Raw genomic sequence first — 26,156 nt, 5'->3', positions numbered from 1 at the left:
ATGTCAGGGTTTGATCCACTCACTCAGCCACATTGCCAAGGCCAAGCTTTTGCCAATAGCTACTGGGCTGCAACCTGCCCTATAGGTACCCCCACCCCTTCGCTAGATAAATCATTACAAGTAGATATCGCTGTGATCGGTGGTGGTTTTACGGGCTTACTTACCGCCTACCATTTGGCAACCACTCATCACCAAAGCGTTGCCCTATTTGAAGCCAATCAAGTTGGCTTTGGCGCGAGCGCGAGAAATGCGGGATTTGTGCTACCAAGTACGGGACGGCTTGGTTATGCGCAACTGGCCAAAAAGTATGGTCTGGATGTCAGTAAAGCCATATATCAAGAGTACAACAACGCCGTTGCTTTGGTCCGTGAACATATCGACGCCAATCACATTGATTGCAATGTGCAAGCATCTGGCTATTTGAAAGTTGCACACAATCAGCAAGCATTTTCGCTACTAAAAGCGCAGTCCGAATTTCTCACTGCAACCATGGGTAGCAAGAGCCATCAGTTACTGTCTCAGCAACAACTGACCGAAACCTATATGCACAACCAGCAAGGGTTTGGCGCATTGCGATTTGACAACGCGTTTGGTGTTCACCCTTTGAAGCTGTTACTAGGTTACAAGGCTTTAGCACAGCAAGCTGGTGTGCAACTTTATGAAAATAGTTTGGTCACTCATTACCAGAACCAAAATGGCAACCACCAGCTAGAAGTGAATGGCCACAGAGTCTCGGCGAACAAAGTCGTGATCGCAGCAAATGCCTACGCTCAACGACATTTTTCGCCATTAACTCAAGGACGTTACCTGCCTATTTTAAGTAGTATTATCGTGACTGAACCACTCAGCGATGAGCAACTTGCTGTCAATGGCTTAATGACAGAGCAAGTCGTCATGGATACCAGACGGCTTAAATACTACTATCGTCGCCTTCCCGACAATCGCATTTTATTTGGTGGACGAGGTGCGGTGTTTGGCCACGATCAGGATAACGCTAAATACCAACACAACTTGCGTTCAGCGCTTAACGATTGCTTTCCTAACCTCAATGCTAAAGTTCATTACTTCTGGAGTGGCTATATTGCCGCCGCACTTGATGATCTCCCCCATATCTACAGTGAAAATAACACTGGATATGTGCTCGGATATTGTGGCTCAGGTGTGGCATTTAGTGCTCAGGCAAGCATTCGTCTTGCTGAAAAATTAATGGGTCATAAAGTGCCTGATTTACCCATCTATACAAAGCCGCTGCCTAAATTTCCAATGCCACAATTAAGAAGAGTGGGCCAACTAGCGTATTACCAATATGCGCAAATAATGGATAAGGTAACGTAATGCCCAACGCCACAATTCGCCCAGCTGTACCCTCTGATGCATTAAAGCTTGCCGCGCTATCGATTCAGGTTTGGTTCGATACCTATGCAGTCCAAGGACTCCGACAAGAATACGCAGAATATGCGCTTTCTACCTTTACAGAAACCTACTTTATATCTTTGCTACAGCAAGAAGAGATCAGCATTTACATCGCAACGCATCAAGGTGCGATACAAGGTTATATTCAAGCTAACCGTCACTCGAGATACCACCAGCAAGATCTTGGCTTTGAAGTAGAGAGACTCTATGTGCTAGGCCGGTTTCAAGGATGTGGGATAGGTCGGCGGTTACTTTCTCATATGGTAGACAAACTTGGCGAGCGGTACTGGCTCTATACTTGGGTCGAGAACGAATCAAATCGATTTTACGAAAAACTGGGACTGGCGCTGATTGGTAAACACCGTTTTCAATTTCATCAATGGGAAATTGAGAATAATGTCTACCACGCACCGGGGATTAGTCATACTGCGCTTTAATCTTTAGGATTTCTGGTAGGTTTTCATCGAGCAATTCAACTAACTTTGGGTCAAAGTGCTTACCACTTTCAGAATGAATGAAGGCCAATGCCTTTTCGATAGGCCAAGCCTCTTTATATGGGCGCTTTGAAGTAAGCGCATCAAACACGTCCGCAAGCGCACAGATCCGTCCTTCAAGTGAGATTTCTTCCCCTTTTAATCCTTTTGGATAACCGCTTCCATCAAATTTCTCGTGGTGCTCCATCGCCATTAAATATGCAAGCTTGACGAGTTTTGAATCAGAGTCCGCAAGTATGTTTGCACCCAGCTCAGCATGTTGTTTCATCACCTCATATTCTTCGGCATCTAAACGTCCAGGTTTCAGCAAAATGCTGTCGGCAATACCGACCTTGCCAATATCGTGCATCGGGGCGGCGAGCATCAAATCTTCCGCATACGCTTCCGGTAAACCGCAAGCTTTAGCAAGCACAAAGCAGTAGCGGCTCATTCTTGCAATATGTTGGCCTGTTTCATTGTCTTTGTATTCCGCCGCCTGACCGAGCCGCTGCATCAGTTCAACGTATGCACTTTTAAGCTCAGTAGCACTGACTAAAGACAAGTGCGTCTTCACTCGCGCTCTAGTTATCGCAGGGCTGATAGGCTTTGTAATGTAATCAACACCACCTAACTCAAAGCCTCGAGCTTCGTCAAACTCTTCACTCAAGGCAGTCACAAAAATCACCGGGATCCTCGCTGTGGTAGGGTCTTCTTTTAATTTGGAGCAAACCTCAAAGCCTGTCATTTCTGGCATCATAACATCGAGTAAAATTAAGTTAGGTAGTTCCTTATCTACTAGCTCCAGCGCCAATTTTCCAGACTTTGCAAACTTCATACGATAATGATTACCCAGCGTTTGCTTTAAAATTTGTAGGTTCGTTGCTTCATCGTCAACGGCTAGGATCAGAGGCTTGTGGTCATTTATCATTACACATCAGTACTCATTAATTGTGCGAGAATTTCCTCCGCACGTTCAAATTCAAAATCATCCAATGCATGTTTCAACGCCTCTACCTGGCTTCGGTACGTAAGGGGCGCGCTCTCTAACAATGCGTCAAGCACATCATCCTCGACTTGCGCCTCATCTATCATCTCTTTTACTTGTGGCAAGTTTTGCTTAAACAAAAAAACGTCCCCCTCACTCAACGCGTTGGTTACAACTTCTTCATCACTCAGTCCAACCACGTCGTCTAGTTTTTCAATAATGAGCGCCATTTTAGCTCTCAAGCGCTCGTCAATTTCCTTCTTACCCTCTATCTGCTCAAGCAGAGCAAAAAGTGTCTCCAACGCCAAGTTTCCAGCAACGCCTTTGATGGTGTGAATATTCTGTAGTACATCATTCGTAAACTGACCTTCGTGGGCAAAAAGCGCTACCACTTCTTCTCTTTTACCATCCCAAAAACGCGCCAATTCTTTTAAAAATCGAGCTTCACTGCCCCACAAATTTATCGCTCTGGCTCTATTTATAAGCTGTTTGTTGCTGGTTTGTCTTACTCCAATCGCCGTATGAGCAATATTGATATTGAGTGTCTCAGCAATGGTGCGAGTTAAATCTTCTATCACCACCGGCTTTGAAGCAAATGCAGCCATACCAGCAGCTTTTGCAGCCGCTCTATCCTCGCCCAACACACTCGCGGTGAGTGCGATTACCGGTGTCTCTTGTTGCCTATTTTCTCGTTCATATGCTTTGATAGTGCGCGTCGCCTCAAGTCCATCACAACCCGGCATATGAATATCCATTAGAATAAGATCGTATTGTTGCGCTTTTGCTTTTTCGATGGCCTCAAGCCCATCCCCTGCGACCTCTATACTATGACCTTGCTTTTCAAGTAATAAGCTCAACAATTCGGTATTTTGTTGAATATCATCGGCAACCAAGATATTTAATGGGGGAAGTTCGACATGAACATCTTGCGCTATTGTGAATGCCGCGATTTTCTTAAGAGGCACAGTAAAGTAGAAAGTAGACCCTTTTCCAAGCTCACTGTGAGCCCATATTTTTCCACCCATTAACTCGACTAGCTGGCGACTAATGGTCGTCCCAAGGCCTGTACCACCAAAGCGGCGACTCATGCTCTCATCGGCCTGTTCAAAGGGATTGAAAATTGAATCTAGTCTATCGTTGGCAATCCCTATACCTGTGTCCGCAATTTTAAACAGTACATAATCGTCATGAGATGACTCAACGCTAAGCTCTACACTGCCCTGTGCAGTAAACTTTATGGCATTACCCAATAAATTGACCAATACCTGCCGTAAGCGGTCGGAAGCACCATGATAAGTTTGATGCAAACTGTGACTCATCGTGAGATCTAGTTTTAAGCCCTTTTTCTTTGCTTGATACCAAAACGTCGATACCACGTTGTCGAGTAGCTCAGAAATACAGAAATCATTCTCAATCAGGTCGAGCTTGCCTTGGTCCAGCTTAGCGGAGTCTAAAATATCGTTAAGCAAGTGCAGTAGCGCCTTTGCACTCGTAAGTATCGTATTTACATGCTTACTTTGATCAGGTTTCAGCTCAGACTCTCTCAGTACTTCACTAAATCCTAAAATGGCATTCATCGGTGTGCGAATTTCATGACTCATGTTCGCTAAAAACGCTTGCTTGGACGCTGCTGCGCTTTCAGCAATGCTTTTTGCACCACGTAGTTCGTCTTCCATGTTCTTGCGCTCGCTAATATCAAGTAATACGCCCGCAATGCCCTCAACTTTACCCGCTTGATCGTATTCAAATGAACCTTTATCCAGCACCCACTTGGTATGGCCTGATTTGTGTAATATTCGATATTCCTGCGAGTAACTCGCTTTGCCGCATTGCAGTGCTTGTTCAACCACATCGTGCGTTAAGCTTTTGTCATCTTCAATAATCAAGCTGGCAAAATGAACTTGCCCAGAAATAAATTCTTCTGCTCGGTAGCCTGTAAGCTGCTCGACAATGGGACTTACGAACGATATCGTCCATTTGCTATCAATCCGGCAACGAAATGCCACGCCAGGCATGTTATTTAGCAGCGTCCGATGACGCGATTCCTGCTCAATCAGTGCTTCTTCCATTTGCTTTTGCGCTGTTAAGTCAGTGATAAAACCCACATAAAACGCGCTTTGGTCTTTTAACTCAACCTCTCCTATTCCCAGCCGAATAGGTACCAGATGCCCGTGCTTGTGTAGCGCCTTGATTTCACGGCCAACCCCCTTAAATTGTTCAAGGTAAGTGCTGTCGAATGATACTTTCGTTTGCGCTTCTTTAGGTAAAAACACAGCAACATTGCGACCAAGCGTTTCTCGCTCAGACCATCCTAAAATTCGTTCAACTAACGGGTTACAGCTTTTAATGATACCATCACCATTGATAGTGATGATCCCATCAACGGCTGTTTCTAGGATAGCCGCAAGCCTAGATTCATTAGCGGCTTTGTCTGCAGCCACTGAGCGGTACTTGCTCGCGGTATGAATAAGCGCAGATAAAGCGCTAATGATCATACTGACAGCAGCAATAAACAATGCAAGCGATTGAGTATGCTGCTCTTGCATTTCTTGGCTGATAATTGGTGAGTCAGATACAAATTTTGCCGCCTGCATGCCCGTGTAATGCATTCCTGACACCGATGCCCCGAGTGCCAAAGCGCCTAGCCATCTTACAACACTGATATTGTTATCACTGACATAATCACGCAGTTTACTTCTCGCTTGAATTGCGATGAAGGCAAGTGACACAGCGACAACAATTGATAAACCAAAAAGTGCGGGGTCGTAACCCAGCATAGGGCCAAGCTGCATGGCTTCCATACCGCTATAGTGCATGGTGCCAATGCCCGCCCCCAAAATGACCGCGGCGAGCCCCTTTACTGCAAGTGTGACATTTGGTCGAGTTATCAAATCAAACGAAACCCAACAACCTAAGAAAGCGGGGAAGATGGACGCCGCAGTAAGCCAAGGATCGTAGTCCACTTCAACACAAAGTGAAAACGCTAACATGCCAATGAAGTGCATACTCCAAATACCACCAGCCATGGCCACAGCACCGCCAAATTTTGCGAGTCGATTTATACGGCTATTTTGGTTTTGCTCAGCAAAGTCGATCTGGATAAGCGTAAAAAATGAGGCGATAACAGCCACAAGCACAGATAACGCTACAAGCGTAGCATCATAAGTTCCGTTGAGTAGCAACTCTGGTGCGGGATCGGTTACAAAAAACGTATTTAACATAGCAACACGGATAGTAAGATATTCCTAGAGTCTAGCTTTCTAGGACTGAGTTTGACAGAAAAAATCGCTGTTAAAACAAGATTTCAGGATAAATTCATGTTTAATGTGGGCTAATACTATCTCACTAGGAAGTTTAAAGACAATATAGGTACAAGTTAATCGGTATAGCCAATGCGGGCTATTCGTATCCGACTAGCTCAGCGTACCCTTCACCGGTATAGCCACCGGACACTTTTACTCTTCCTTCCCAATACGGGATAGTCAGCTGGTTTCTCGCATCACGATTGATACTTTCGATCAGAATAACAGGACTGTGCTTTAGCCGTAGTTGCCATTTAAATGGATAGCTTACTCCATCTAATGAAACCTGCTCCAAAACACTTAATTGAATATCCTTATGCGCTATTTCTGTCGCGCTACCCTCAGCTGTAATTTCAGTGCCTCGGCAATCTTTGTAGACTTGTTGGCTATCACGAATGCAAAATACCATTAGTGCGCCGTTCGATCTGTCTTGACCTCGAATACTAAACCAATCCCAGCCGCTTTGTGCCTTACTGATAAACGAGGAAGACCATTCCCTATCGAGCCACGCGTCACCGCTGACTTGATGTGTGTCACCTTGAAAAGTAAGCTCACCAGAGACGCTTAAAAAAGGATAGCTGTAGTACATGGAAGCGTGGCCGTCGGACGTTTTTTCACTGTAGCCATTGTTCCCATGTAGCACTATCGGACTTTTTCTCAGTGTTAAATTAACACTGTTTTTTTCTTCCTCAGCATGAAGCGTTAACGGAAAAAATGTTTCCGTCGCGCTGCGCAAATGCCAGTTATCTAATTGCGTGATAAATGGGTCAGCTTGAATTTTTACTTGCCCTGCTCTTCCGTATCGTTCGAAGGATTGGTGCCTGGTATTATCTTGAATTGCAAAATGCGCAAAGTATAACTCACCATCCCACCATGGACTGACATATTGAACGCTGACAACTGAGGTTCTAAATAACGTCCATTGAACACCAAATTCTTGCCCTGAATCACTTTTTAAGTTTGCAGTAACATACCACCATTCAATGCCTTGATCAGGATGGCTACCGTGATCACGCGGAAAACTTAACCGATATACGGGAGAGACCGGATCGCCCGACTGAAGATTGAAAAAATCACGTTTTGAAGCAGGTGCTTCTGACAGCTCCGGAGTGCAGCCGACTCCCACCATTAACAGTAATAAAACGATAAGATAATTAGTCTTCATACAACAGATCCGCAGTATCGTGACGACTCAGTTTGAGTAGAGGTAGTACACTAACCAGCAAAGCTAAACTAAAAATGAGGGTGATAAAGACCGCGATCTCAAGATAAGGTAATAGAAAAGGGATCGTCCAACCGAAGCCAATTGGCATCACAAATTTAAGTAATATCCACCCGAGCATTCCCCCGAGTATCGTCGCCAACACTAAACTCACAAGCAGAATAACAGCGCTCTGCCCTAATTTAATAGCAAATGCTTGCCAAGTGGTAACGCCTAATGTTTTTAAGATGGCCAAAGGTTGAATTTGCTTAGCGCCGAGAGTCAGTAATGATACCCACAACCCAAATAGCGCGATAGCAACTATCATTAAATTTAACGCGTGCGTTGCGTAAAACGTATGTTCAAACAAACGCGTAGCGTATTGTTTAAAGCGCTGATTTTGAAACACTTGTGAGTCGTTTAAATGGAATTGCTGCATGACCTTTTGCTTAAATAAAGCGGTATCAATATCTGGCTTTAGAACAATTGAAAAACCATATGCTTCATAGTTAAGCCCGGCGTTTTCAATTGCGTCACTAACAGCGACGAACACCGCGCGCTGTTCGCCATAATCGTAATAAAAACCCGTTATCTCACAGTTAATATGCTTTTTGCCTTGTTGCAAACGAATACGCTGACCCAACTTTACGCCATACAATAATTTGCTTGGCTCGTTGGCAAGGCACCCACTCACATTTTTATTCGCATCATAGTAAAGCACTTCGTTATTAGGTACAGCTCCCGCAAGCAGCGTAAGATTGTAGTGATGTTCGCCAGAGCGACCGAAGCTTATCAAGCTCGCTGATTGAGTGCCTTGTTGATGTGAGCCCAGGCCATAACTTATCTCTGCACGCCAAAATACACCGGCCTTTTCAATATCCTTTTGGCTTAAGAGCCATTGATATTGCACATCAGAGACTTCACTGGGCCGCACATATAGATCTGCGCTAAGGCGATCATCTAAATGGATCTGCAAAGCTGAGCTAAAACTACTCACCATAATTTGCAACCCTACGGAAGTGCCAACCGCAAGCAACACAGCATAAACACTGATTGCAAGTACTCTGATCTGCTCGACACTGTCTGCTTTCATCCATTTGACTAATGGATGCTGAGTTGGAATACCTTTAAACGCAGCCCACAGTGCCACTGGTGTTATCATAAAAAAGAGCAACAGTAAGCAAACGCACAACCCAAGCGCATGAAATGGCGCTTCGCTACCAAGATAAAAATACCCAGCGGCCGTAACCAATAGACTTCCACTCACTATTTTACTCTGCCAAGATTTATAAAAAGTAAGAGGCTTTACTTGGCAATATGCCACACTTGCAAGTACCAAAAGGTTTAACACAAATGCTTGCAGCACGACTAACCAACTGAAATTAACCGGTAAACGCCTATCTAATGCAAATAGGCTCTCTAACGCCATAGAGATCTCGCTCACCAATAAGTTCGCCCCTAGGAAAGCCACACCTGCGCCCACCAATGCAGCAATCAAGCTTAAGACGAGCACCTCAATGACTACCGCTGCGACTACATTTGCTTGAATACATCCAAGTAGTGTGAGTTGCTGATGTAGTTTTTTTCTTGCGTGCAGACAAAGCTTTATAGCGTTAAAACTTAAAAAAGCGCCAACCACGTAGCCTAGGAATGCAAGCGCTTGCAGGTTGAAGAAAAACGCCTTCGACAACGAGTCGAAAGACTGCGCTTGTGCACTTTGCAACTGTGCTTTATCACCAATAATCTGCCTAACTTTTGCCTCATCCAATACTGCATTTGAGATCTCTATATAACTAATTCGACCTGCTGAATTCAGTAAATGGTCAACTAATGCAATATCGGCTATTGCAACATCGCCAGTAAGTTCCGATAAAACAGCGAAATGCACATCCGTATCAAGAAGCTTGATCACTTCATGCCTTCTGAGCGACAAATGTTGGGCCATCTCCTCAGATACGTAAATTGTATTAAATCCGAATTGTAATGGTGCAGTTTGATTGCCTGACTTATCTCCCTGTGATTGCACTTTAGGTAGAGAAAGCCATTTCAAAGTATTAACCCCTTTAATGCGAAGCCTGTTCTCACTGGGCACGACCAGCACACCTTCCAAAACTGGCTCAGCGGATACGACTCCTGCGTTTCGCAGCGCCGTCCATACATCTCCAGTCAACATCTCGCGGCCTACGCTTGGCCGAACAAAGTGACTAATTGGATTATTTATAAGTGCGCTGGTTTGCTGGTAACGATCCGTTGCTTCTTGATTTAGTCCTTGAATTGAGCCAAGTAAAGCACTACCCAAAGATAAGCCAAAAACGAATAACAAAAACAACCAAAGATGCCTTTTATAGAACTGCATAAACACCGTGAGTACCAGCCTAATTTCTGATAACGCGCTCAGCCGTTCCATCGTTTTAGCCATAAGCACGGTTGTTTTGAATGGTGATTTTTCTATCTAGGCTGTCAGCAAGGTGTTGGCTGTGTGTAACCATAAGCAAGTTAACGCCTTGCTCTTCACACAGCTCACGCAGAAGTAATACCACTTCTTCGCTTTTCGCAGCATCTAAGTTTCCCGTCGGCTCATCGGCCAGCAATAACTTAGGCTTGTTGATCATGGCACGTGCGATACCAACTCGCTGCTGCTCACCACCTGACAATTGCTGAGGCAAGGCCGTTAATTTATGTAAAATCCCCAAACGCTCTGCCAGCGCATCAACATCGCTTTGCTTTGGGTTCAATTGATTGAGCTGTGCTTGAAAAACAATATTGTCGTAGACGGATAAAGGTGCAAGCAATTGATAGTGTTGAAATATCATCCCTAACTTGCGACGGTAGAGCGCCTGTTCAATATCATTAAACTGAGTAATATCCCGGCCATCAATAATAATACTGCCGCTATCGGGCTTTAACAAACCACCAATCAGATGGATAAGTGTCGTTTTACCCGACCCGCTATCACCAACAATAGCGACCTGTTCTTTAGCAGCAATACTGAGACTAAGCTTATCTAATACAGCTCGATTCACTTCACCATCACGACGCGTGAAGACTAAACTTTGAACTTCTACCACTGTATGCACATTCCTTTACTACTATGTGGACGCTACGCAACGTACCTTCCTCATTAAGTAACCAAAATTTTTTATTTCTCGTGTAAGCACAGATTAGTTGTCAGTTTATTACCAAGGAATAGCGTCACCGCTATAGTCGTAAAAGCCACCGCTTTGTGCATCCACAAAGTGTGATAACACGGAGTAGATCCCATTTGCAGACTCGTCCGGGGTAATTAACGCGTTGGGGCCCCCCATTTCCGTTTGAACCCAACCAGGATGAAGCGCAACAGTTCGGATCCCCTCACTCAGTAAATCATTAGACAAGCTCTTTACCACTGAGTTTAGCGCAGCCTTCGAACTGCGATAGATATAGCCGCCACCTTTGGTATTCATGGTGTGACTGCCGACCTTAGAGGAAATGGCCGCAAAAATCTTTTCATTACCGTTGCAAAGATGGGTGTAAAATAGTTCAGCAAGTCGCATGGTGGAAAAGACATTAACCTCCATAACTTCTCGCCACGCTTCTATATCGGTTTCACCAAACGCATAGTCTTTCGGCCCATATATACCCGCGTTGTTGATAACGATATCTATAGCTACAGGCGCCAGTTTCTCGCTTAATTCTTCCATCTGGTCGTAATTGGTCACATCTAAGGCAAACACTTGGAGCTCAGGAAAAGTTGGCGCGAGAGAGTTAAGTTCTGAAGCAATAAGCGGGTCTCGACAAGTTGCTAATACGTGCCAGCCAGCCTGCAGATAGGTTTTAGTTAACGCAAGTCCAATACCGCGGTTTGCACCAGTGATCAGTATTTTTTTCACAGTCGAAGCTCCTAAGCCGTTATGACAAAAGCCAATGGTGTTAATTCACTATACTGATGATAGGTTGAATAATCCACTTTTTGCAGATGTGACTAGCATCTCGAGCCACAATGCAAAAATCATGAATTTAATTCAACTTTAGTCAGTCTCGCTCTTTAAGCCAATTCAGTGCATCTTCTTTATCATCAAAATACTTCACTTTACCAGTAACAAACCAGTTACCTATTGTTGCAGCAAGTCGATGCCAATTTTTACCGCCATATATTGCTACTTTGGCAAATTCAGTGCTATGCTCAAAGGCGAATTGGAAGTCATCCCACATGGCTCTTGGCTCCAAGCCTTCAAAATCAGTCGCATCAAGAAATGCATAGATTTTAGGCGATGTTACCGCTTTCAGTGCACTCTCGATTATTGGTGTAATAACAACATAATCTTCATGAGTGAGTTTACCTGTAGGCTTAAGTGTGAGATAAATATTATCTCCAAAGCGCTCAGTGCCTATTGATATACCGTGAAATGAATTTTTCATTTTCACTTCCTTTATGTTTATCTCATAAACAAAAAGCATAATTAAGTCTCAGCTTTTTTGCCAATATCCAAACTTTTTTCATTATTGTCAGCTTCCGTTCAGATTTCTAATACTACCATGCGCGCCGTTGAGTCGATGTAGCTCAATATATGGAAATTAAAGGGATGACTATGAAAAAACTACTATCTATCGCAGCTGTTTCACTACTTGTTTCAGCAGCAGCTCAGGCTAACACTGGTAACGTACAAAAAGAGTGGTTCAACACCGCTAGTTATACAGATTATGATGGCTCTGACAACAGCGCACTGATGCTTTCTTCTCGCTATTTCTTCGCACCTCAAGAATCAGTAGGCGTATGGGATGACTTTGGCTACCTTGATACGGACAGCAATGTAGGCGTAAGTTACTTTAACGATGATTATTCAAATGCTTTCTCAGCGCGTGGTGAAGGCTTCATTACTAAAGAATGGTTTGTAACTGGTAGCATCGCTGATCTTGGTGAGGCTGACGACCATTACTCTGTCGGTTTTGGTTACTTATACAACGACAACCTAAAACTAAGCGTTCGCCACGAAGAGTTTGAAATTGGTGACGTAACTTGGTTCAAAGCTGAGTACAACCACGAACTAAATTCTACAGATTACATTGGTTTCACTGTTGAAACTGAAGACGAATTTGATTATCTAAACCTAAGTGCACGTTACTTCATGCACGTAGGTGGTGAAAGCTACTTCACAATCGACGTAGAGCACAACCGTGTTGATACAGATTTTGAAGATGACTCTGTAACAAACGTACTTGCAAACTACTACTTCACTCGCAACTTTGCGCTTGGTCTAGGTTCATATGATTCAGACTTAGCAGTAGAAGCTAAATACTTCTTCAACGACACTTACTACCTTAAAGGCAGTGTGGTTGACACAGACGGCGGTGAAACAAGCAACCTAACTTTTGTTGCTCAGTTCTAAATCAACACATGATTGAGGTACATCTGTACCTCCCCCAACTACTCAACATCTCATCGCGACCACACTCCGCGGTGGGGTGTTTTTTCACATTTTGAAACAAGCTACTCATCTAAATTGGGTGCATTTCACTTATCAATCGTTATTATGTATCAAAATAATAACGGAAATGCCTATATTATGATGAAGATAAAAACACTCGTGCTCGCCATTGCTGCGGCAGCCGCGCCTTTTGTTTCGGCGTATCAGACCGAAGATACTCGCCTACTCCGCTTTCCAGATATCCACAAAGATAAAGTCACTTTTGTATATGCTGGCGACATATATATTGCAGATACCAACACAGGTAAAAGTCAGCGTCTAACAGACCATATTGGTTTTGAGACCTTCCCTAAGTTCTCTCCAGATGGCAGCAAAATCGCTTTTGCCGCCGAGTATAATGGCAGCCGCCAAATCTATGTGATCAATGCTGATGGTTCAGGATTAAAGCAACTCACTTACTACAACGATGTTGGTCAAATGCCTCCTCGCGGTGGGTTCGACTATCGCGTGATGGACTGGACACCCGATGGTAAACATATCGTTTTTAGAGCAAATCGCACACCATGGGGCAAACGTATGGGTCGCCCGTATATGGTACCAGTAGAAGGTGGACTTGAGCAGCCGATGGCCATTCCAGAAACGGGTGGTGGTATGCTTTCCGCTGATGGTAGCAAGTATGTTTACACACCAATCGACAGAGAGTTTAGAACTTGGAAGCGCTCTCGTGGTGGTCGAGCTCAGGATGTATGGATTTACGACCTTGAAAACAATACGTCCAAACAACTCACCACTGACAAAGCCACCGATCAACAACCAACTTGGGTGAATGACAGTATTTACTTTGTGTCTGATCGTGACTACACGCTCAACCTTTATAAATATCGCGATGGCAAGTCACCGGTTAAAATGACTGACCACAAAGACTTTGACGTGCTGTGGCCTTCAGCCGGGCCAGATGCCATTGTCTACGAAAATGGCGGTTACTTATATCGCTTTGACGAAGCGACAAAAACAACTAAAAAGCTAAAAATCGATGTAGCAGGTGTACGTCAATATGCCATGCCATATAGTAAAAACGTTAGCGACTTTATTGATTCTATGGATATATCACACGATGGTAAGCGTGCATTGTTTACTGCCCGTGGTGAGTTATTCTCAGTCCCAGTAAAACAGGGTCCAACTCGTAACCTCTCTTACACACCAGAAGGTCGTGAAATTGAAGCAAGCTGGTCACCGAATGGCCGTTATATTGCCTACATGAGCGATAAAACAGGTGAATATGAGATCTATCTCAAAGATAGAGCAAATAACAACAAAACCATCCAGTTAACTGACAATGGTACCATCTGGCGCTTTACACCAATTTGGTCCGCTGATAACAGCAAACTACTCTTCGCAGATAAAAACCACACGCTATGGTGGGTTGATGCGAAATCTGGCGATATGCATAAAATTGACACCGCCAAATACGACGAAGATGGTCTAACTGAATATACTTGGTCGCCAAACAGTGAAGATATTGTTTTTGTTAAAAACAATGAAAACCGCTACGCCTCGCTTTGGCACTATAACACTGAGGATAAAAAGGTCACTCGACTGACTGACAACATGACCAGTGAGCGTAACCCTACTTTCTCTCCTGACGGTAACTACATTTATTTCACTTCTGAGCGCGACTATAACCTCACCTTTAGCAGCTATGAATTTGATTATATGTTTAATAATGCCACGCGCATTTATAGCGTTGCGGTGAATAGTCAGATCAAGCCGCTTAATGCCTTTGAAAGTGATGAGTTAAGCATTCAATCAGACGATGAAACGAAAAAGGACAGCGACAAACAAGCAAATCGCATTGAGGCCAACGGCTTTATGTCACGGGTTGTATCACTCTCAGCCCCAGCAGGTAATTACGGTTCGCTTACAGGTGTTGAAGGAGGCGTACTAACCTTAACAGGCGGTGCACTAAAGCTCCTCGGCACAGAGCCAGATAGCAAACTAGAAACCGTCGCCGAAGGCGTAAGCAGTTATAAGGTTGCTGCTGGCGGTAAGCACCTGATCGCTCGCGCTGGTAACAACTTCAGTGTAATTGCACCAAAGCCAAAGCAAGATTTAAAAGCCAGTCAGCTTGATTTATCTAAGATGACACTGAAAATCGACCCGAAAGTTGAATGGCAACAAATGTATGTAGAAGGCTGGCGCACATTACGCGACTGGTTCTACGACGAACATCACCATGGTCAAGATTGGGATGCTATCTTGGAGAAGTATCAACCACTTGCCAGCGCTGTCGCACACCGTAGCGACTTAGACTATGTACTCAGTGAAATTGCGGGTGAAATCAACGCAGGTCACATCTACGTACAATCTGGTGATGCGCCAACAGCCGAGCGCAAAAAGCATGGTTTACTTGGCGCAGAAATAAGCGCTCATCAGTCTGGCTACGTTAAAATTGAGCGTATCTACAAAGGTGAGAACTGGCATGAAGACTACCGTTCACCACTCAATGAAACCGGCGTGAATGCCAATGAGGGTGATTACATCATCTCGGTAAATGGTCGCTCGGTAAAAGACGTGGTTAACTTTTACGAGCTACTTGAAAACACCCAAGGCGAGCAAGTTGAGTTGGTATTGAGTAAATCACCAAGCGCTGATGATAGCTGGAAAACCACGGTAAAACCTGTTGCCAGCGAACAAGGCTTGCGTTACATGGCATGGGTTCAATCACGTGCTGACTACGTGGATAAATTATCAAACGGTAAGATTGGCTACGTTCACCTACCAAATACTCATTATGATGGTAACCGTTCATTATTTAAGAACTTTATGCCACAAACGAGCAAAGATGCGCTGATCATCGACGACCGTTATAACGGCGGCGGCTTTATCCCTGAGCACATGATCACTTGGCTTGCTCGTAAGCCACTTAACTATTGGAAACGCCGTGGTGTTGAGCCAACAAAAACTCCACAATTTGCCCACGATGGTCCAAAAGCCATGCTTATCAATGGTTATTCAAGTTCGGGTGGTGATGCCCTACCTTACTACTTCCGTCAGGCAGGTCTTGGCAAACTGATTGGTACTCGCACTTGGGGTGGCCTTATCGGTATCTCGGGGAATCCAAGTCTTGTTGACGGAGGTCAGGTTATCGCTGCAACCTTCCGAATTCTAGATAACGAAGGCAATTGGATCATCGAAAACGAGGGTGTGAGCCCTGATATCGAAGTGATCGATAGACCAGAGCTTGTTCATGCCGGTAAAGACCCTTCTGTCGAGCGTGCAGTGAAGGAGCTGTTGAAAGAGTTAAAAGATAGCCCGAAGAAAACACTGACAGTGCCTCCTGCGCCGTCTAAGTTCTAATTCCTATAAAAATATAAAAGGCTGAGCAATCAGCCTTTTATATTTTCGAACAATCTTTATTCCTACCTCTACGCGATAGATCTCCCAAAAATTGTACGAGTAGCTTTGTTGTTTCATTTGTCGGCGTTGATGCAAGTAAATGATGCTGATAGTTAGGTATAAAAAACTGTTGTGCACAGTGATTTTTTAATACCAGCTTGCTTGACTCTGGAAGTACATCATCTTTACCTGAATTAATTACTAATAGATTTTCATAATAATTAACAACTTCGAGTCCATCAGAGAAGTACTCTTGCAAATCATTTTCAATTAAATATGACTCTATCACCTTATCGATTAATCCTTGCGGCAAGTACTCAATATATGAAACCGTTTTTGAGGCAGCAACATTTAAGTCTTCCCTAATTAAAAATGGTGCCACACCAATCAAATTGCTAGGGTTATACTTTTGAGCTATATGCAATGCCGGTAGAAAGCCCATAGAAAATCCGACAACATTGACTGACTTATAATTAGAGGATAATTCAGGATAATAGTCGACCAATTTACTACCAAACGAAAATGTAGTTTCATCAACGCTTTTCAAGTCCATTACAATGACATCTGATCCCAATGAGGAAAACCAAATCGCGTAGGAAGTCAGTAGTGATTTATCCACGGCAAAACCGGGGATCAAGAGAGTTAGCTGCCCGCTCAAGTCGAGAGCCCGAGCTTGCTCTTCTCTCACTATTTTGTAACCGGCACTGATACCATTAATTTCAACATTCATATCAATGTCATCCTTGATTGAAATATCACTTGGATAAAAGTCATAAGTCAACGTGTACTCACCTTTTTTTAATTTCCTTTCAATTTTTTTGACATTTATCAACTCTGTGTCGATAACTAGTTTTAACTCATATTTCAATGATTTACTCATAACACTTCGACCTATTGAAGTGCAACCAGAACTAATAAGAAAAAATAAAACAACAATTAAAATTGATCTTTTTGCACACATTAACTAATCTCCTCCTTGCAGTACTAATTTCATATTAAAAAGGATATTTTATGAATTGTAAATTTAGAAACTCAATTATCGCTGCAAATTTATTAGTTGCACTAATCCGGATGTAAAATGACAGCGAATGCAGAGCACGCTCAAGGCAGAGTGTCTATTCAATGCCAAGTTATTATTGGTGGTTCCTCTTCATCCAACTCAATTATTCAAACTTTTGCACCAGAAATTTTCGATCAATATGGTCGAATTAACCTTTCAAATATAGATGCATCCAAGTTAGAGTTTGAAATAAATAATTTATATAATATAAATCACATTAAAGATAACCGTATTCTTATCATTTTGAAGTCAGGTCAAAGTATTTTGGCTCGTAAATGGTTTGATGTATATAAAGCTGACTCGATGTATAGGTTGAATAGCCCTCAATTATTTTCAAACTGGGCTATGACCTATGAAGCGGTGGCGGATGGTTTCGACATAAACTTTGCTCCAAAACCTCGGATAATTACGGCACCGAGTAGCTTTTCAGTCAAAGGTAAGTATCGAAGCGCACCTCTTTTCGAATCGCCACAGGTACAGTTTGAAGGTTGTGAACGTTTGCCTGAATTCCCAGTACCGGATCCTGGTTACTATTGCGAACGGTAAGACTTGCTAGCTAAATTCAGTGAGTAATTATTGATTACTCACTTCTAATAACGATCTACGTTTAGACACAACATATAATCCCCACCCCGTAATCTTGTGTAATCGCCTTTTTTTACTTTTACAGCTACTTTCTAAAGAGAGTGGTGTTTTCACCTGAACCAATCACTTAACTTTATTAACTTAATTGCAATAGTTCGACATATATATCCAATACTACAGGCTATTAGGCGAAAAAATGCAGCAAGTCCACCGTCATCAAGGAGCAAGCTATGAATGTGCAGAATAAAGAGAGTCAGCCTTTAAAAATAAACAAAGAGCTCAACACCAACATCATCCTCAGCAGTACACAAAAGAAGCAAATAAAAGCACGCGCAAGCAAATACAAGAACGCTGATTTATCTTGCCTTAGGGCAATAGCACAAGCCGCAATAAATGTAGAATTATTCACTATCCCTTTATACATGACAGGCCTTTATTCCATTCAAGGCACCCATGCGATCGCTGATTCATCAAACCTTTATCCAGGACGTTATTGGCCAGGACTTGGTCCAACAGCTGGATATATCCCGGAAGAGCGCCGTAGTCAATATGACGTTGATCTCGCGCCGTTATTCGATATAAATACGTTAGTTAGTGATAGTAAACCCAGCGATTTGTCGGATAAGTTTAGATTAACTATCAATCAGCAAGTTTTTAATGGCGTATATAGTGTTTTCATTGAAGAAATGCTCCATTTACAGCTTGCTTCCAATATGGCAAGTAAGTTGGGACTCACACCAAGCTTTACAAGTCCGGCATTGATTGATGAAAACTATGGTTGGAAATGCTACAACAACCAAAGTGGTATTCCACATATTTTGGACTTTGCTGACTGTACCAAAGACTTGTCGCAACTGAGCCCTGAGATTCAAGCTTACTTCAAACAAATTTTCCCAGGTAAAACGTTACAAGATCTACGCGTTAATGCCACTGAACTCAACAAAGAGCAGACACTACTCTTTATGTTGATTGAAGAAACGGAAGAAAACGCAAAGAAAATTATCCAAGAGCAATATTTAGAACCAAACAAAGACACAAAACGGCCAAAATATTTTGAGCAGGCACCTTATGACTGGTGGAAACCAGATTACACTGAGAAAAACCTGCCGCTGTTTGGCTCGATTGGACACATGTACCTCAGCTATTGGGATTATATCCAGATCCAGTATGACGATGGCACAAGCTTGCTCGACTATGCAACCATTCAGCGCGACTATTTTAATGAGCGCCCTGGTAATAAAGATTATCAGCCACAATTCCCAGGTATTAAGGGCTCTCTCAACGTAAAAGAAGATCATACTGTATTAAAAGAAGCGTTAATGAATAATGTAAATGCCATTACTGATCAAGGTGAAGGTGATGGTGTGGCAGAAATGATTTGTAAACGCTGGGCTGATGAGAAATGGGCACAAAACCTCCTAGCAGCGAAAGCGGATGAAGCGGATGATCCCCACCTCAGCACCGTAGAAGAGAAGTTTCAACCTAGTGCAGAAGCATTGAAGGCGGATTATCCCGCAAGCTGCGGTGAGGGTCCAATTTCCGGTTCGGCGTGTGCGCGGATCACTAATAAATACAAAGATCACTTTCAAATATTTACCGATACCATGAGGCTCATTGTCGACTTTGAGAAGTCTTCAAGTCAACCAGACGAACGTTACATGACTTGGTCAACTTGGTTTGCTGAGGGTAATAGCTGGAATGAGGCGTTATTGGACCCCAACGGCGATGATGAAGCAGCTAAGCAAAACCCAAATCTACCTTGCGTCAGCAGTGTAGTAAAAGCGCTTAACAACCTTAAACTCTCATCAAATATTGGCAATACGCATCAATTATTCAGTCAATCTGCGGTAGGCACAATTAAAGGTCTAACTACTGCACTTGATCGTTATTGGTCTGGTAAAACCAGTGAATTTCCGGGCCCTGCGATGGGTGGCTCTGGCGATAGGATCTCGATTTGCTGGGCAACCACGGGAATTGCGCCGGATTTAGTAACGGGTATCGCCCCACAAAATCCGAACGCCCTTTATCATGCCTGCCAAGGAATGAGCTATACCAACATAGGTTCGAATGACTTACCACCTCCTGAGGTATATCACAGTTGTAAAGGCAGTAATGATTGTAAAGCACAAGGTGGTTGCGGCTTTGTTCATAGCACAACGCCCGGCGGTAGCTGTGGTGGTAGCGTATCAACAGGGCCAAAAAGTGCCCCTGCTGATAATAAGTGTAATAACTTGGGTGGGTGTGCCGTGCCTATATCAGCCTCTCAACTCTTCCCTGAACTTTCTGGTGAAGACCAAGAATACGATATGCAACTATTTAAGTTTAACTTAAAAGATAACACCTTCTCTGCTATTGATTACACTTATCCGAAAGGCCAACAAGCCCCAACAGATCAATCTGCAGATCATGTGCTTATGCCTTATAAACAAGGGGATGCCGTATACGATATTGCTTGGCAAGCATACTGCAATGCCAATGGTTTATTGAACGAAGATGGCGAACCTAAAGAGAAGCCAAAACCTTCAGATATTCGTCTAGCACTTCCTCCATCAACTTGATAGGAAAGATAGCATGACAAATCCAATTCGGACGCAGCAGCTTGCTGCGTCCGCTATCGAAAAACTAACCGACTTAGGGTTTGGTGTTGGCCTGAGAAGCCAGCACTATCCCTTTATCATGTCTCAATTGGAACGCGGAGCATCGCTTGATGTTGACTGGTTTGAAATCATCAGTGAAAACTATATAGATAATCACGGCTATGGTCGGCATGTGCTCGCTCAGTTAAAGGAACAATACCCGCTAGTGATGCATGGTGTGTCAATGAATATTGGTAGCAGCGACCCTCTTAACTTTGAATACTTAGGCAAGCTCAAGGAGTTAAGTGAATTCGTTCAGCCACAGCTTATTTCCGATCATTTGTGTTGGACAGGCGTTGCTGGTTTGAATAGTCACGATCTCCTACCTATGCCATTAACTGACGAAAGCCTACAACACGTTATCAACCGTGTTGACCAAGTACAGGATTTTTTAGAGCGACCTTTGGTGCTTGAGAACCCATCAACATACCTTGAATTTCAACATTCAACCCTCACTGAAAGCGAGTTCTTTAGTGAGTTAGTCACCGCAACAGGCTGCGGCATGCTATTGGATGTAAACAACGTCTTTGTTAGTAGCTTTAACCATGGTTTTGACGCTGAAGCGTTTATTCGTCAACTCCCCCATGAGCACATCGTTCAAATCCATCTAGCCGGTCCTAGCGACTGCGGTGATTGTTTGATAGACACCCATGACCAACCAGTGCCCGCCAAGGTTTGGCAGCTTTACCAACTGGCGCAGCAGTTAACGGGTGGCGTGTCTACCTTACTTGAATGGGATGCCAATATCCCCAGCTTTCCTGAACTCGTTGATGAGTTAAGCAAAGCAAAACTGGTACTGGCAGGGCATATTCCAAAGCAAGATACAGTTACTAACACCAACGCGCTGTCAACTCCAATCGTCAAAGAGCGAGCAGAATTAACATAATGAAAACGCCAGACTTAACGCAAACTCAGCAGTGGCTTAGCACCGTTTTAATGGTGCGAGGCGACCTACCACAAAAACTCAATACCGCTGCAAATCCGCAAGGTTTAACGCTGCATGACTGTGTAAAAAGTAGTAAAACACTGGGAGCCATGAGAAGAGTAGACATCTATGCTGCAGGCTATGTGATGCGTTTAGTCGAATGTCTTCGAGGAGAGTTTGCACTACTTCGCCAGTTTATGGGCGACGAAGTATTCGACACCTTCGCCAAAGCCTTTATCGTCACCTTACCCTCTAAGTCTTGGACACTACATCAACTAGGCTCGCGCTTCGCTGATTTTTTAGCACACACAAAACCCACCGGTGATTTTAATGCCCACCAGCAAGCTATGTTTAGCTTGCCTTCAGAGCTGGCTAAGTTTGAAAGAGCCAAAGCGCTTGCACTGTTAAAACCAGGACCGGAAACCGAGCAATCAACTGCAGTAATAAACGAGATTGAGCTCCTTTGCGGTATCGCAGAAAATTTTGTCATTTCGGTGCCAGAATCAGTACAGCTTATTCAAACCGATTACCCTTTGCTGCCGCTTATAACCCAGCTTGAGCAAGCAAAGCCGTACACCTTGCCAACGCCTGAGCAAACGCATATTGCAATATCGCGCCAACAATATCGCATCAAAATGAGTGTATTGAATGACTGGCAAGCAGACTTATTACTACATCTGAGAAACAAACCGCTACGCTATCAAGAAGCGGTAACCTACAGCGCTAACCACCTAAACTTGGATCAACAAGCGCTGCAATCGCGGTTAGCAGTTTGGCTGCCAAGCGCTAGTAATATGGGGCTGTTTACGTTACAAAATGAACCAGTGCCCCAGTGATCCAATTTTCTAAATAATGGCTCAGTTAATAAAGTGAAATAAACCTTGATGGGTTATTTTTATATCCAATACAAGATAGACTAGCTGTATCGACTGCTGCTCCTAAATAATAATGATAACAATCAATAACCGTAAGCTAGACTTAGCCACGGGTGAACTTACCTACCTTGATGAGACAATCAAATTAGAGGCTAAGGTGCTGGCAGTACTTGAAATACTGTATCAACATCGTGGCACGCTTGTTACGCAAGAGCACCTACTTAATTCTGTATGGCAAAATACCGTCGTCGCCCCAAATGCCCTTCAACGATGCATCGCTCAGCTTAGAAAACTACTTGGAGATAGTGATAAACGTATTATCCAGACTTTTCATAAAAAGGGCTATCGTTTACAGGTTGGGGAGCAGCATACTAATTTAAGCCAAAAGCTGAGAACCTGTGCTCTCTATTTCGCTGGTTTCATCATCCTCTTCGGTATATTGTTTAGCTATTCAACTATGCCAAAAGCTAATTTCCAACTTTCAGAGGTTACACCTGTAAGTTACGGATTGGAGTTGGAAAGCACTGCGACACTCACCTCAGGTAGAAGGTTATTATATGTGGCCAGAACACCGCAAGCAGCGGAACTAAAAGTAAAGGATTTGGATTTCCAAACAACTAAGTTAGTTACCCGTGCATTGGATTTTGTTGGCAAACCTCAGCTTAACAAAGAGGGTAAAAAAGCAGTACTCATTGAAACACGCAAAACAAAATCACAAGCTAAGTGTCATCAAGCTATCGTCGTGTTACCAAGATTTGCTGCCAGAAAAGTGATCTCTCCTTGCTTAAATAACGAAGTGCGGCAAGCCTACTGGGTTGGTCATCAAGTGTTACTTATCGCCAATAACGAGTATGCCCTTTTTACTCCGCACTCAGACTCAGTCACATTTACTTCTTTACCTATAGCAGCAACAATTTTAGCGTCCTCATTTAATGAGGATCAACTTACTTTACTCACCCAAGATCCAGATGAAGAGGCTTATCTCTCTAGTTATATGATTAGCAAAGAAAACGAGCTTTTTCTTCTTCAACAAGAAAAATTGTCTGATGTAGAATTAGACCGTTCGTTGATGTTAGTAGAAGGGCCAGATACAACACACATACTTTCAACCGCATCTGCGCTCTATATTTTTCAAAACCTCAAGCTTGTACAAGCCATTCCGGCAATCGGCTCAGAATCGTTTTACATCACTGAATACATTAAAGGTAATAGCTATTTAGCGACACTAGTTCGAGAACAAAAGCAGATTAATATTCAAGACAACCTCTCTACAAGCCGACTTACAATCAGCCACTACGACGAGCTATCAGGGCAATTCCAACCAAGTGGAAATGCCATTGCATTTCTCTCTAATCGTACAGGCACCAATGAAGTTTGGTTAAAGCAAGAACAGCAAGAGATCCCGCTCACCCATAACAAACATATTTCGTCTTTTGTTTGGACAGCCGATGGTAAACAATTGTGGGCAGCATCAAAACAAAGTTTACTGAAAATCAATTTAGTCACTGGCGTTGAAGTTTTTCCTGCTTTATTTGAAAAGCAAATTATAATGCAATCAATTGAAATAAAAGGAAGTAACTACCTTCTCATCAATGATCTTGGCGATGAACAGCTAGTACTTTTCGACCCTGTAACCAACCATAAACAGCCACTTTATCAGGGGCAGGTTCACTGGGCACAAATACAGCAAAACGGTACTGTCTATATAGCCACACCAGATGAGCCAAACTTAAAAGTACTCGTCAACAATTCGCTCAAACCACAGCCAATAACAAACAAAATCACATTGCATTGGCGTTTTTACCTACGTGGGAATGAGCTGATTATTCCCGACAAACAGGCGACTATCTGGCGCTATAACATCAACACGCAAGTTTTGGATACATTGGGCAAATCCGACGAGCAGACTCGCTTGATCACAGATGTTCAACTACATCCTTTTAAGGTTTTAGCTGACTCACCAAAAACACTTAGCGCAAACCAAGTTAAAGTAAAAATAACAGAACCAGAAAACCGCTAATATAAAGGTGGCTCACACATGTGCGCCACCTTTATATTACTCTTAATAACGCTAAAGCCGAGACAATACTTGTTCAATATACTGCTTGGCTTCTTCATTTTTTTGCTCTGTTGCTAGCAGCAAGGCACGCTTTAGCTGAAGTGTTGCTTGTGTTGTATCGCCCGCATTCAAAAGAGTCTGTCCATAACGTAAATTGTAAATTACAGAGTTAGGCATAGTCGCAAGTAGTTCATCAAGCACGTTTTTTCCAAGTGCTGTATTGCCTTGCGCGAATAAATATTGCCCTAGAGCAAGCTGATTGGCCTTAATATCAATCGAGTACCCATAGCGCTGTTCTAGTTTTTGGTGATATTCTCGCAACCCCTTTAGACCTAATTTTTCAAATTGAGCATAATCTTGAAGCTTTATTGCACCAAGAATATGTTGTAATCCATGTCTTAGCGCTAGCTGTGCGCCAACATGATAATGATATTGACTTAAGTCTTCTAGCATCAGGTGTTGGTGTCGTTTTGAAACGGCGAGCGCAGCAAAAAACGGTCTATTTTCATCAAAGCTGCCAAGGCTGATATATAGGTTATTGGTAAGTTCGCCCTTGGTGATGCTGTCACTAATATCCTCTTTTAGTAGCTTGGGGAGGTGATTCCAAATTGGCGCAGACAATATTGCACCTTGGAAATACCCGGGCATTTCTCCTAATAAATTCAAGGCAATCGCCGCCCTGCTTGAGTACCCTTCAATGACTTTAAACGGCGAAAGATTAAATTGCCGTATTAATGTTGGTTCAACTTCACTTGCTAACACGCGGGCTAGCAAGGCAAAATACGCTTGGTCAGATAACTTGTCAGCCCCAGCAAAACTCAATTTGGGCACTCGCACGATCACAAGTTGCGGGATAGGTGAAAAACTAGTGTGACTCAGCCAGTCCACTTCAGCTTTCAGTACATCAAAACGGCTCTCTCCCGCAGTTGTATAAAGCGTTGAGTATGGCTCTTTTCGGTTAACATCAAAATCAAAAGGCAAATATATTTGTACATCAACAGGCCCTCCCACTAACTTTGAACTCACAGTGATATGCTGTAATTTTGAGGCTATCTGAGCGTGAGTAACTAACGCAAACAACGCGCAATTTAACCACATCAAACTTTTTAAAAGTATTTTCATGCTTTTCTCCATTTTTGGGTAAGCTTATGAAATAAAAACTTTTAAAACTTGATGCATTGCTTATTTTTAATTGATGAATTGCTGATGTGGATCTATCGGAGTTTGTTAGAGGCTAAATATCAGGTGCTAACAAACATGGTTACCTAAGTCGCAACGTTTAGCACAGTGACTATGGTTGTAAAAAGTGATGCTACTAAGGCTTATTAATTTCGCGTATACACGTTAAGCAACGGAAACTTGTTCTCACCGAAAGCCAGTGTGAGTGAAAGCGTTTCTCCGCCATCAAAGCTTTCAGAAAGCTTCATCGGCGCGATCCTTTGCCCGTTAGCTGTTAGTGCCAGCAGGTGTTTTTGTGTTAATGTCCGACGCCCGCTCGATTGATTTTTAATCGTGATCATTGCCCAGCGTTCACCGTTTTCGTTGCTCATCAGTACCGCGTTAAGTACCTTGAAGTCACTGATATCTGGGTAAATATTGGCATCATTCGGAAAAGCCAGTTCCATATTGTTAGGCACTACACTATCAATCGTTAACGCTTCTTCAGCTGCCTGTGTATTCACAGCCAACATAAGTAACCAAAAACCACTTATTATCCTTTTAATCATTTAATTTTTCCTTCTATTTTCCTTTGACTAATTCAACTTTTGGGCACAACAATACTAGCACAGCACCAAGGTTACACTGCAAAACAAAAATGCCAGACTACACACTGTGCGATC

19 protein-coding genes are annotated in these 26,156 nt (G+C 43.2%); 9 read left to right on the top strand and 10 right to left on the bottom strand.

The features are described from left to right. The gene (locus QSH61_RS23020; protein WP_206472497.1) at window positions 1-1,335 is read left to right on the top strand and encodes an NAD(P)/FAD-dependent oxidoreductase; all 1,335 of its coding nucleotides are present in this window, start codon (window positions 1-3) and stop codon (window positions 1,333-1,335) included. Continuing rightward, window positions 1,335-1,850: a GNAT family N-acetyltransferase gene (locus QSH61_RS23015; protein ID WP_206472499.1), complete on the top strand. Its 516-nt coding sequence runs from the start codon at window positions 1,335-1,337 to the stop codon at window positions 1,848-1,850. Before QSH61_RS23020 ends, QSH61_RS23015 begins: the two co-directional genes overlap by 1 nt. On the opposite strand, the gene QSH61_RS23010 is transcribed toward QSH61_RS23015, so the two are convergent. The 7 genes from QSH61_RS23010 to QSH61_RS22980 all read right to left on the bottom strand — a co-directional run bounded on the left by QSH61_RS23010 (window position 1,831) and on the right by QSH61_RS22980 (window position 11,772). Next, complete coding sequence (locus QSH61_RS23010) at window positions 1,831-2,814, bottom strand: HD domain-containing phosphohydrolase (RefSeq protein ID WP_174169518.1); 984 nt, start codon at window positions 2,812-2,814, stop codon at window positions 1,831-1,833. The genes QSH61_RS23015 and QSH61_RS23010 overlap by 20 nt on opposite strands. Then, window positions 2,814-6,092 carry an MHYT domain-containing protein gene (locus QSH61_RS23005; RefSeq protein ID WP_206472501.1) on the bottom strand — a complete coding sequence of 1,093 codons (3,279 nt, stop codon included), beginning with the start codon at window positions 6,090-6,092 and terminating at the stop codon, window positions 2,814-2,816. Before QSH61_RS23005 ends, QSH61_RS23010 begins: the two co-directional genes overlap by 1 nt. Window positions 6,093-6,270: 178 nt before the next feature. Further along, on the bottom strand, window positions 6,271-7,338 hold the full coding sequence (locus tag QSH61_RS23000; RefSeq protein ID WP_206472503.1) for a lipocalin-like domain-containing protein: 1,068 nt from the start codon (window positions 7,336-7,338) through the stop codon (window positions 6,271-6,273). Continuing rightward, complete coding sequence (locus QSH61_RS22995; protein ID WP_206472506.1) at window positions 7,328-9,793, bottom strand: ABC transporter permease; 2,466 nt, start codon at window positions 9,791-9,793, stop codon at window positions 7,328-7,330. The genes QSH61_RS23000 and QSH61_RS22995 overlap by 11 nt, the downstream gene beginning before the upstream one ends. Further along, entirely contained in the window at window positions 9,786-10,442 is a 657-nt protein-coding gene (locus tag QSH61_RS22990) for an ABC transporter ATP-binding protein (protein ID WP_010603737.1), read from the bottom strand. Before QSH61_RS22990 ends, QSH61_RS22995 begins: the two co-directional genes overlap by 8 nt. Window positions 10,443-10,550: 108 nt before the next feature. Beyond that, window positions 10,551-11,243, bottom strand: a complete 693-nt coding sequence (locus tag QSH61_RS22985) for an SDR family oxidoreductase (protein ID WP_010603738.1) — start codon at window positions 11,241-11,243, stop codon at window positions 10,551-10,553. 142 nt (window positions 11,244-11,385) lie between these two features. Next, window positions 11,386-11,772: a SpoIIAA family protein gene (locus QSH61_RS22980; RefSeq protein ID WP_206472508.1), complete on the bottom strand. Its 387-nt coding sequence runs from the start codon at window positions 11,770-11,772 to the stop codon at window positions 11,386-11,388. A gap of 170 nt (window positions 11,773-11,942) precedes the next feature. On the opposite strand from QSH61_RS22980, the gene QSH61_RS22975 reads away from it, so the two are divergent. Together QSH61_RS22975 and QSH61_RS22970 are read left to right on the top strand one after the other, a co-directional pair. Further along, the gene (locus tag QSH61_RS22975; protein WP_010603740.1) at window positions 11,943-12,740 is read left to right on the top strand and encodes a putative porin; all 798 of its coding nucleotides are present in this window, start codon (window positions 11,943-11,945) and stop codon (window positions 12,738-12,740) included. 144 nt (window positions 12,741-12,884) lie between these two features. Then, on the top strand, window positions 12,885-16,136 hold the full coding sequence (locus QSH61_RS22970) for a S41 family peptidase (protein WP_206472510.1): 3,252 nt from the start codon (window positions 12,885-12,887) through the stop codon (window positions 16,134-16,136). 37 nt (window positions 16,137-16,173) lie between these two features. Here the strand turns inward: QSH61_RS22970 and QSH61_RS22965 are convergent, their stop codons facing one another. Then, window positions 16,174-17,136 (bottom strand): alpha/beta hydrolase family protein, encoded by a 963-nt coding sequence (locus QSH61_RS22965; RefSeq protein ID WP_206472512.1) that lies wholly within the window; start codon window positions 17,134-17,136, stop codon window positions 16,174-16,176. Window positions 17,137-17,253: 117 nt separating this feature from the next. Between QSH61_RS22965 and QSH61_RS22960 the strand changes: the two genes are divergently transcribed. From QSH61_RS22960 to QSH61_RS22940, 5 genes are all read left to right on the top strand, one after another. Next, window positions 17,254-17,781: a hypothetical protein gene (locus QSH61_RS22960; protein WP_211200923.1), complete on the top strand. Its 528-nt coding sequence runs from the start codon at window positions 17,254-17,256 to the stop codon at window positions 17,779-17,781. A gap of 269 nt (window positions 17,782-18,050) precedes the next feature. Continuing rightward, entirely contained in the window at window positions 18,051-20,378 is a 2,328-nt protein-coding gene (locus tag QSH61_RS22955) for a ferritin-like domain-containing protein (RefSeq protein WP_206472514.1), read from the top strand. A gap of 13 nt (window positions 20,379-20,391) precedes the next feature. Next, window positions 20,392-21,342: an MNIO family bufferin maturase gene (bufB, locus tag QSH61_RS22950; protein WP_206472516.1), complete on the top strand. Its 951-nt coding sequence runs from the start codon at window positions 20,392-20,394 to the stop codon at window positions 21,340-21,342. Next, window positions 21,342-22,217 carry an HvfC/BufC N-terminal domain-containing protein gene (locus QSH61_RS22945; RefSeq protein ID WP_206472518.1) on the top strand — a complete coding sequence of 292 codons (876 nt, stop codon included), beginning with the start codon at window positions 21,342-21,344 and terminating at the stop codon, window positions 22,215-22,217. The genes bufB and QSH61_RS22945 overlap by 1 nt, the downstream gene beginning before the upstream one ends. Window positions 22,218-22,329: 112 nt before the next feature. After that, window positions 22,330-24,276, top strand: coding sequence for a winged helix-turn-helix domain-containing protein (locus tag QSH61_RS22940; protein WP_206472520.1), 1,947 nt, complete (start codon window positions 22,330-22,332; stop codon window positions 24,274-24,276). 51 nt (window positions 24,277-24,327) lie between these two features. Here the strand turns inward: QSH61_RS22940 and QSH61_RS22935 are convergent, their stop codons facing one another. Together QSH61_RS22935 and QSH61_RS22930 are read right to left on the bottom strand one after the other, a co-directional pair. After that, complete coding sequence (locus QSH61_RS22935; RefSeq protein WP_206472522.1) at window positions 24,328-25,437, bottom strand: alpha/beta hydrolase-fold protein; 1,110 nt, start codon at window positions 25,435-25,437, stop codon at window positions 24,328-24,330. Between the two features lie 203 nt (window positions 25,438-25,640). Continuing rightward, window positions 25,641-26,042, bottom strand: a complete 402-nt coding sequence (locus QSH61_RS22930; protein WP_102058384.1) for a hypothetical protein — start codon at window positions 26,040-26,042, stop codon at window positions 25,641-25,643. Window positions 26,043-26,156 lie beyond the last annotated feature (114 nt).

Origin of the sequence: Pseudoalteromonas sp. JC3 (assembly GCF_030291895.1) — a bacterium.
Classification (GTDB): domain Bacteria; phylum Pseudomonadota; class Gammaproteobacteria; order Enterobacterales; family Alteromonadaceae; genus Pseudoalteromonas.
Note: the sequence above shows the minus strand (reverse complement) of the source record. Positions and strands in the feature narration are given on the sequence as shown.

Coding starts and splice junctions, on each gene's coding strand:
- QSH61_RS23020 (WP_206472497.1), top strand. CDS start 1: ATGTCAGGGTTTGATCCACTCACTCAGCCACATTGCCAAGGCCAAGCT.
- QSH61_RS23015 (WP_206472499.1), top strand. CDS start 1,335: ATGCCCAACGCCACAATTCGCCCAGCTGTACCCTCTGATGCATTAAAG.
- QSH61_RS23010 (WP_174169518.1), bottom strand. CDS start 2,814: ATGATAAATGACCACAAGCCTCTGATCCTAGCCGTTGACGATGAAGCA.
- QSH61_RS23005 (WP_206472501.1), bottom strand. CDS start 6,092: ATGTTAAATACGTTTTTTGTAACCGATCCCGCACCAGAGTTGCTACTC.
- QSH61_RS23000 (WP_206472503.1), bottom strand. CDS start 7,338: ATGAAGACTAATTATCTTATCGTTTTATTACTGTTAATGGTGGGAGTC.
- QSH61_RS22995 (WP_206472506.1), bottom strand. CDS start 9,793: ATGGCTAAAACGATGGAACGGCTGAGCGCGTTATCAGAAATTAGGCTG.
- QSH61_RS22980 (WP_206472508.1), bottom strand. CDS start 11,772: ATGAAAAATTCATTTCACGGTATATCAATAGGCACTGAGCGCTTTGGA.
- QSH61_RS22975 (WP_010603740.1), top strand. CDS start 11,943: ATGAAAAAACTACTATCTATCGCAGCTGTTTCACTACTTGTTTCAGCA.
- QSH61_RS22970 (WP_206472510.1), top strand. CDS start 12,885: ATGTATCAAAATAATAACGGAAATGCCTATATTATGATGAAGATAAAA.
- QSH61_RS22965 (WP_206472512.1), bottom strand. CDS start 17,136: ATGTGTGCAAAAAGATCAATTTTAATTGTTGTTTTATTTTTTCTTATT.
- QSH61_RS22960 (WP_211200923.1), top strand. CDS start 17,254: ATGACAGCGAATGCAGAGCACGCTCAAGGCAGAGTGTCTATTCAATGC.
- QSH61_RS22955 (WP_206472514.1), top strand. CDS start 18,051: ATGAATGTGCAGAATAAAGAGAGTCAGCCTTTAAAAATAAACAAAGAG.
- bufB (WP_206472516.1), top strand. CDS start 20,392: ATGACAAATCCAATTCGGACGCAGCAGCTTGCTGCGTCCGCTATCGAA.
- QSH61_RS22945 (WP_206472518.1), top strand. CDS start 21,342: ATGAAAACGCCAGACTTAACGCAAACTCAGCAGTGGCTTAGCACCGTT.
- QSH61_RS22940 (WP_206472520.1), top strand. CDS start 22,330: ATGATAACAATCAATAACCGTAAGCTAGACTTAGCCACGGGTGAACTT.
- QSH61_RS22935 (WP_206472522.1), bottom strand. CDS start 25,437: ATGAAAATACTTTTAAAAAGTTTGATGTGGTTAAATTGCGCGTTGTTT.
- QSH61_RS22930 (WP_102058384.1), bottom strand. CDS start 26,042: ATGATTAAAAGGATAATAAGTGGTTTTTGGTTACTTATGTTGGCTGTG.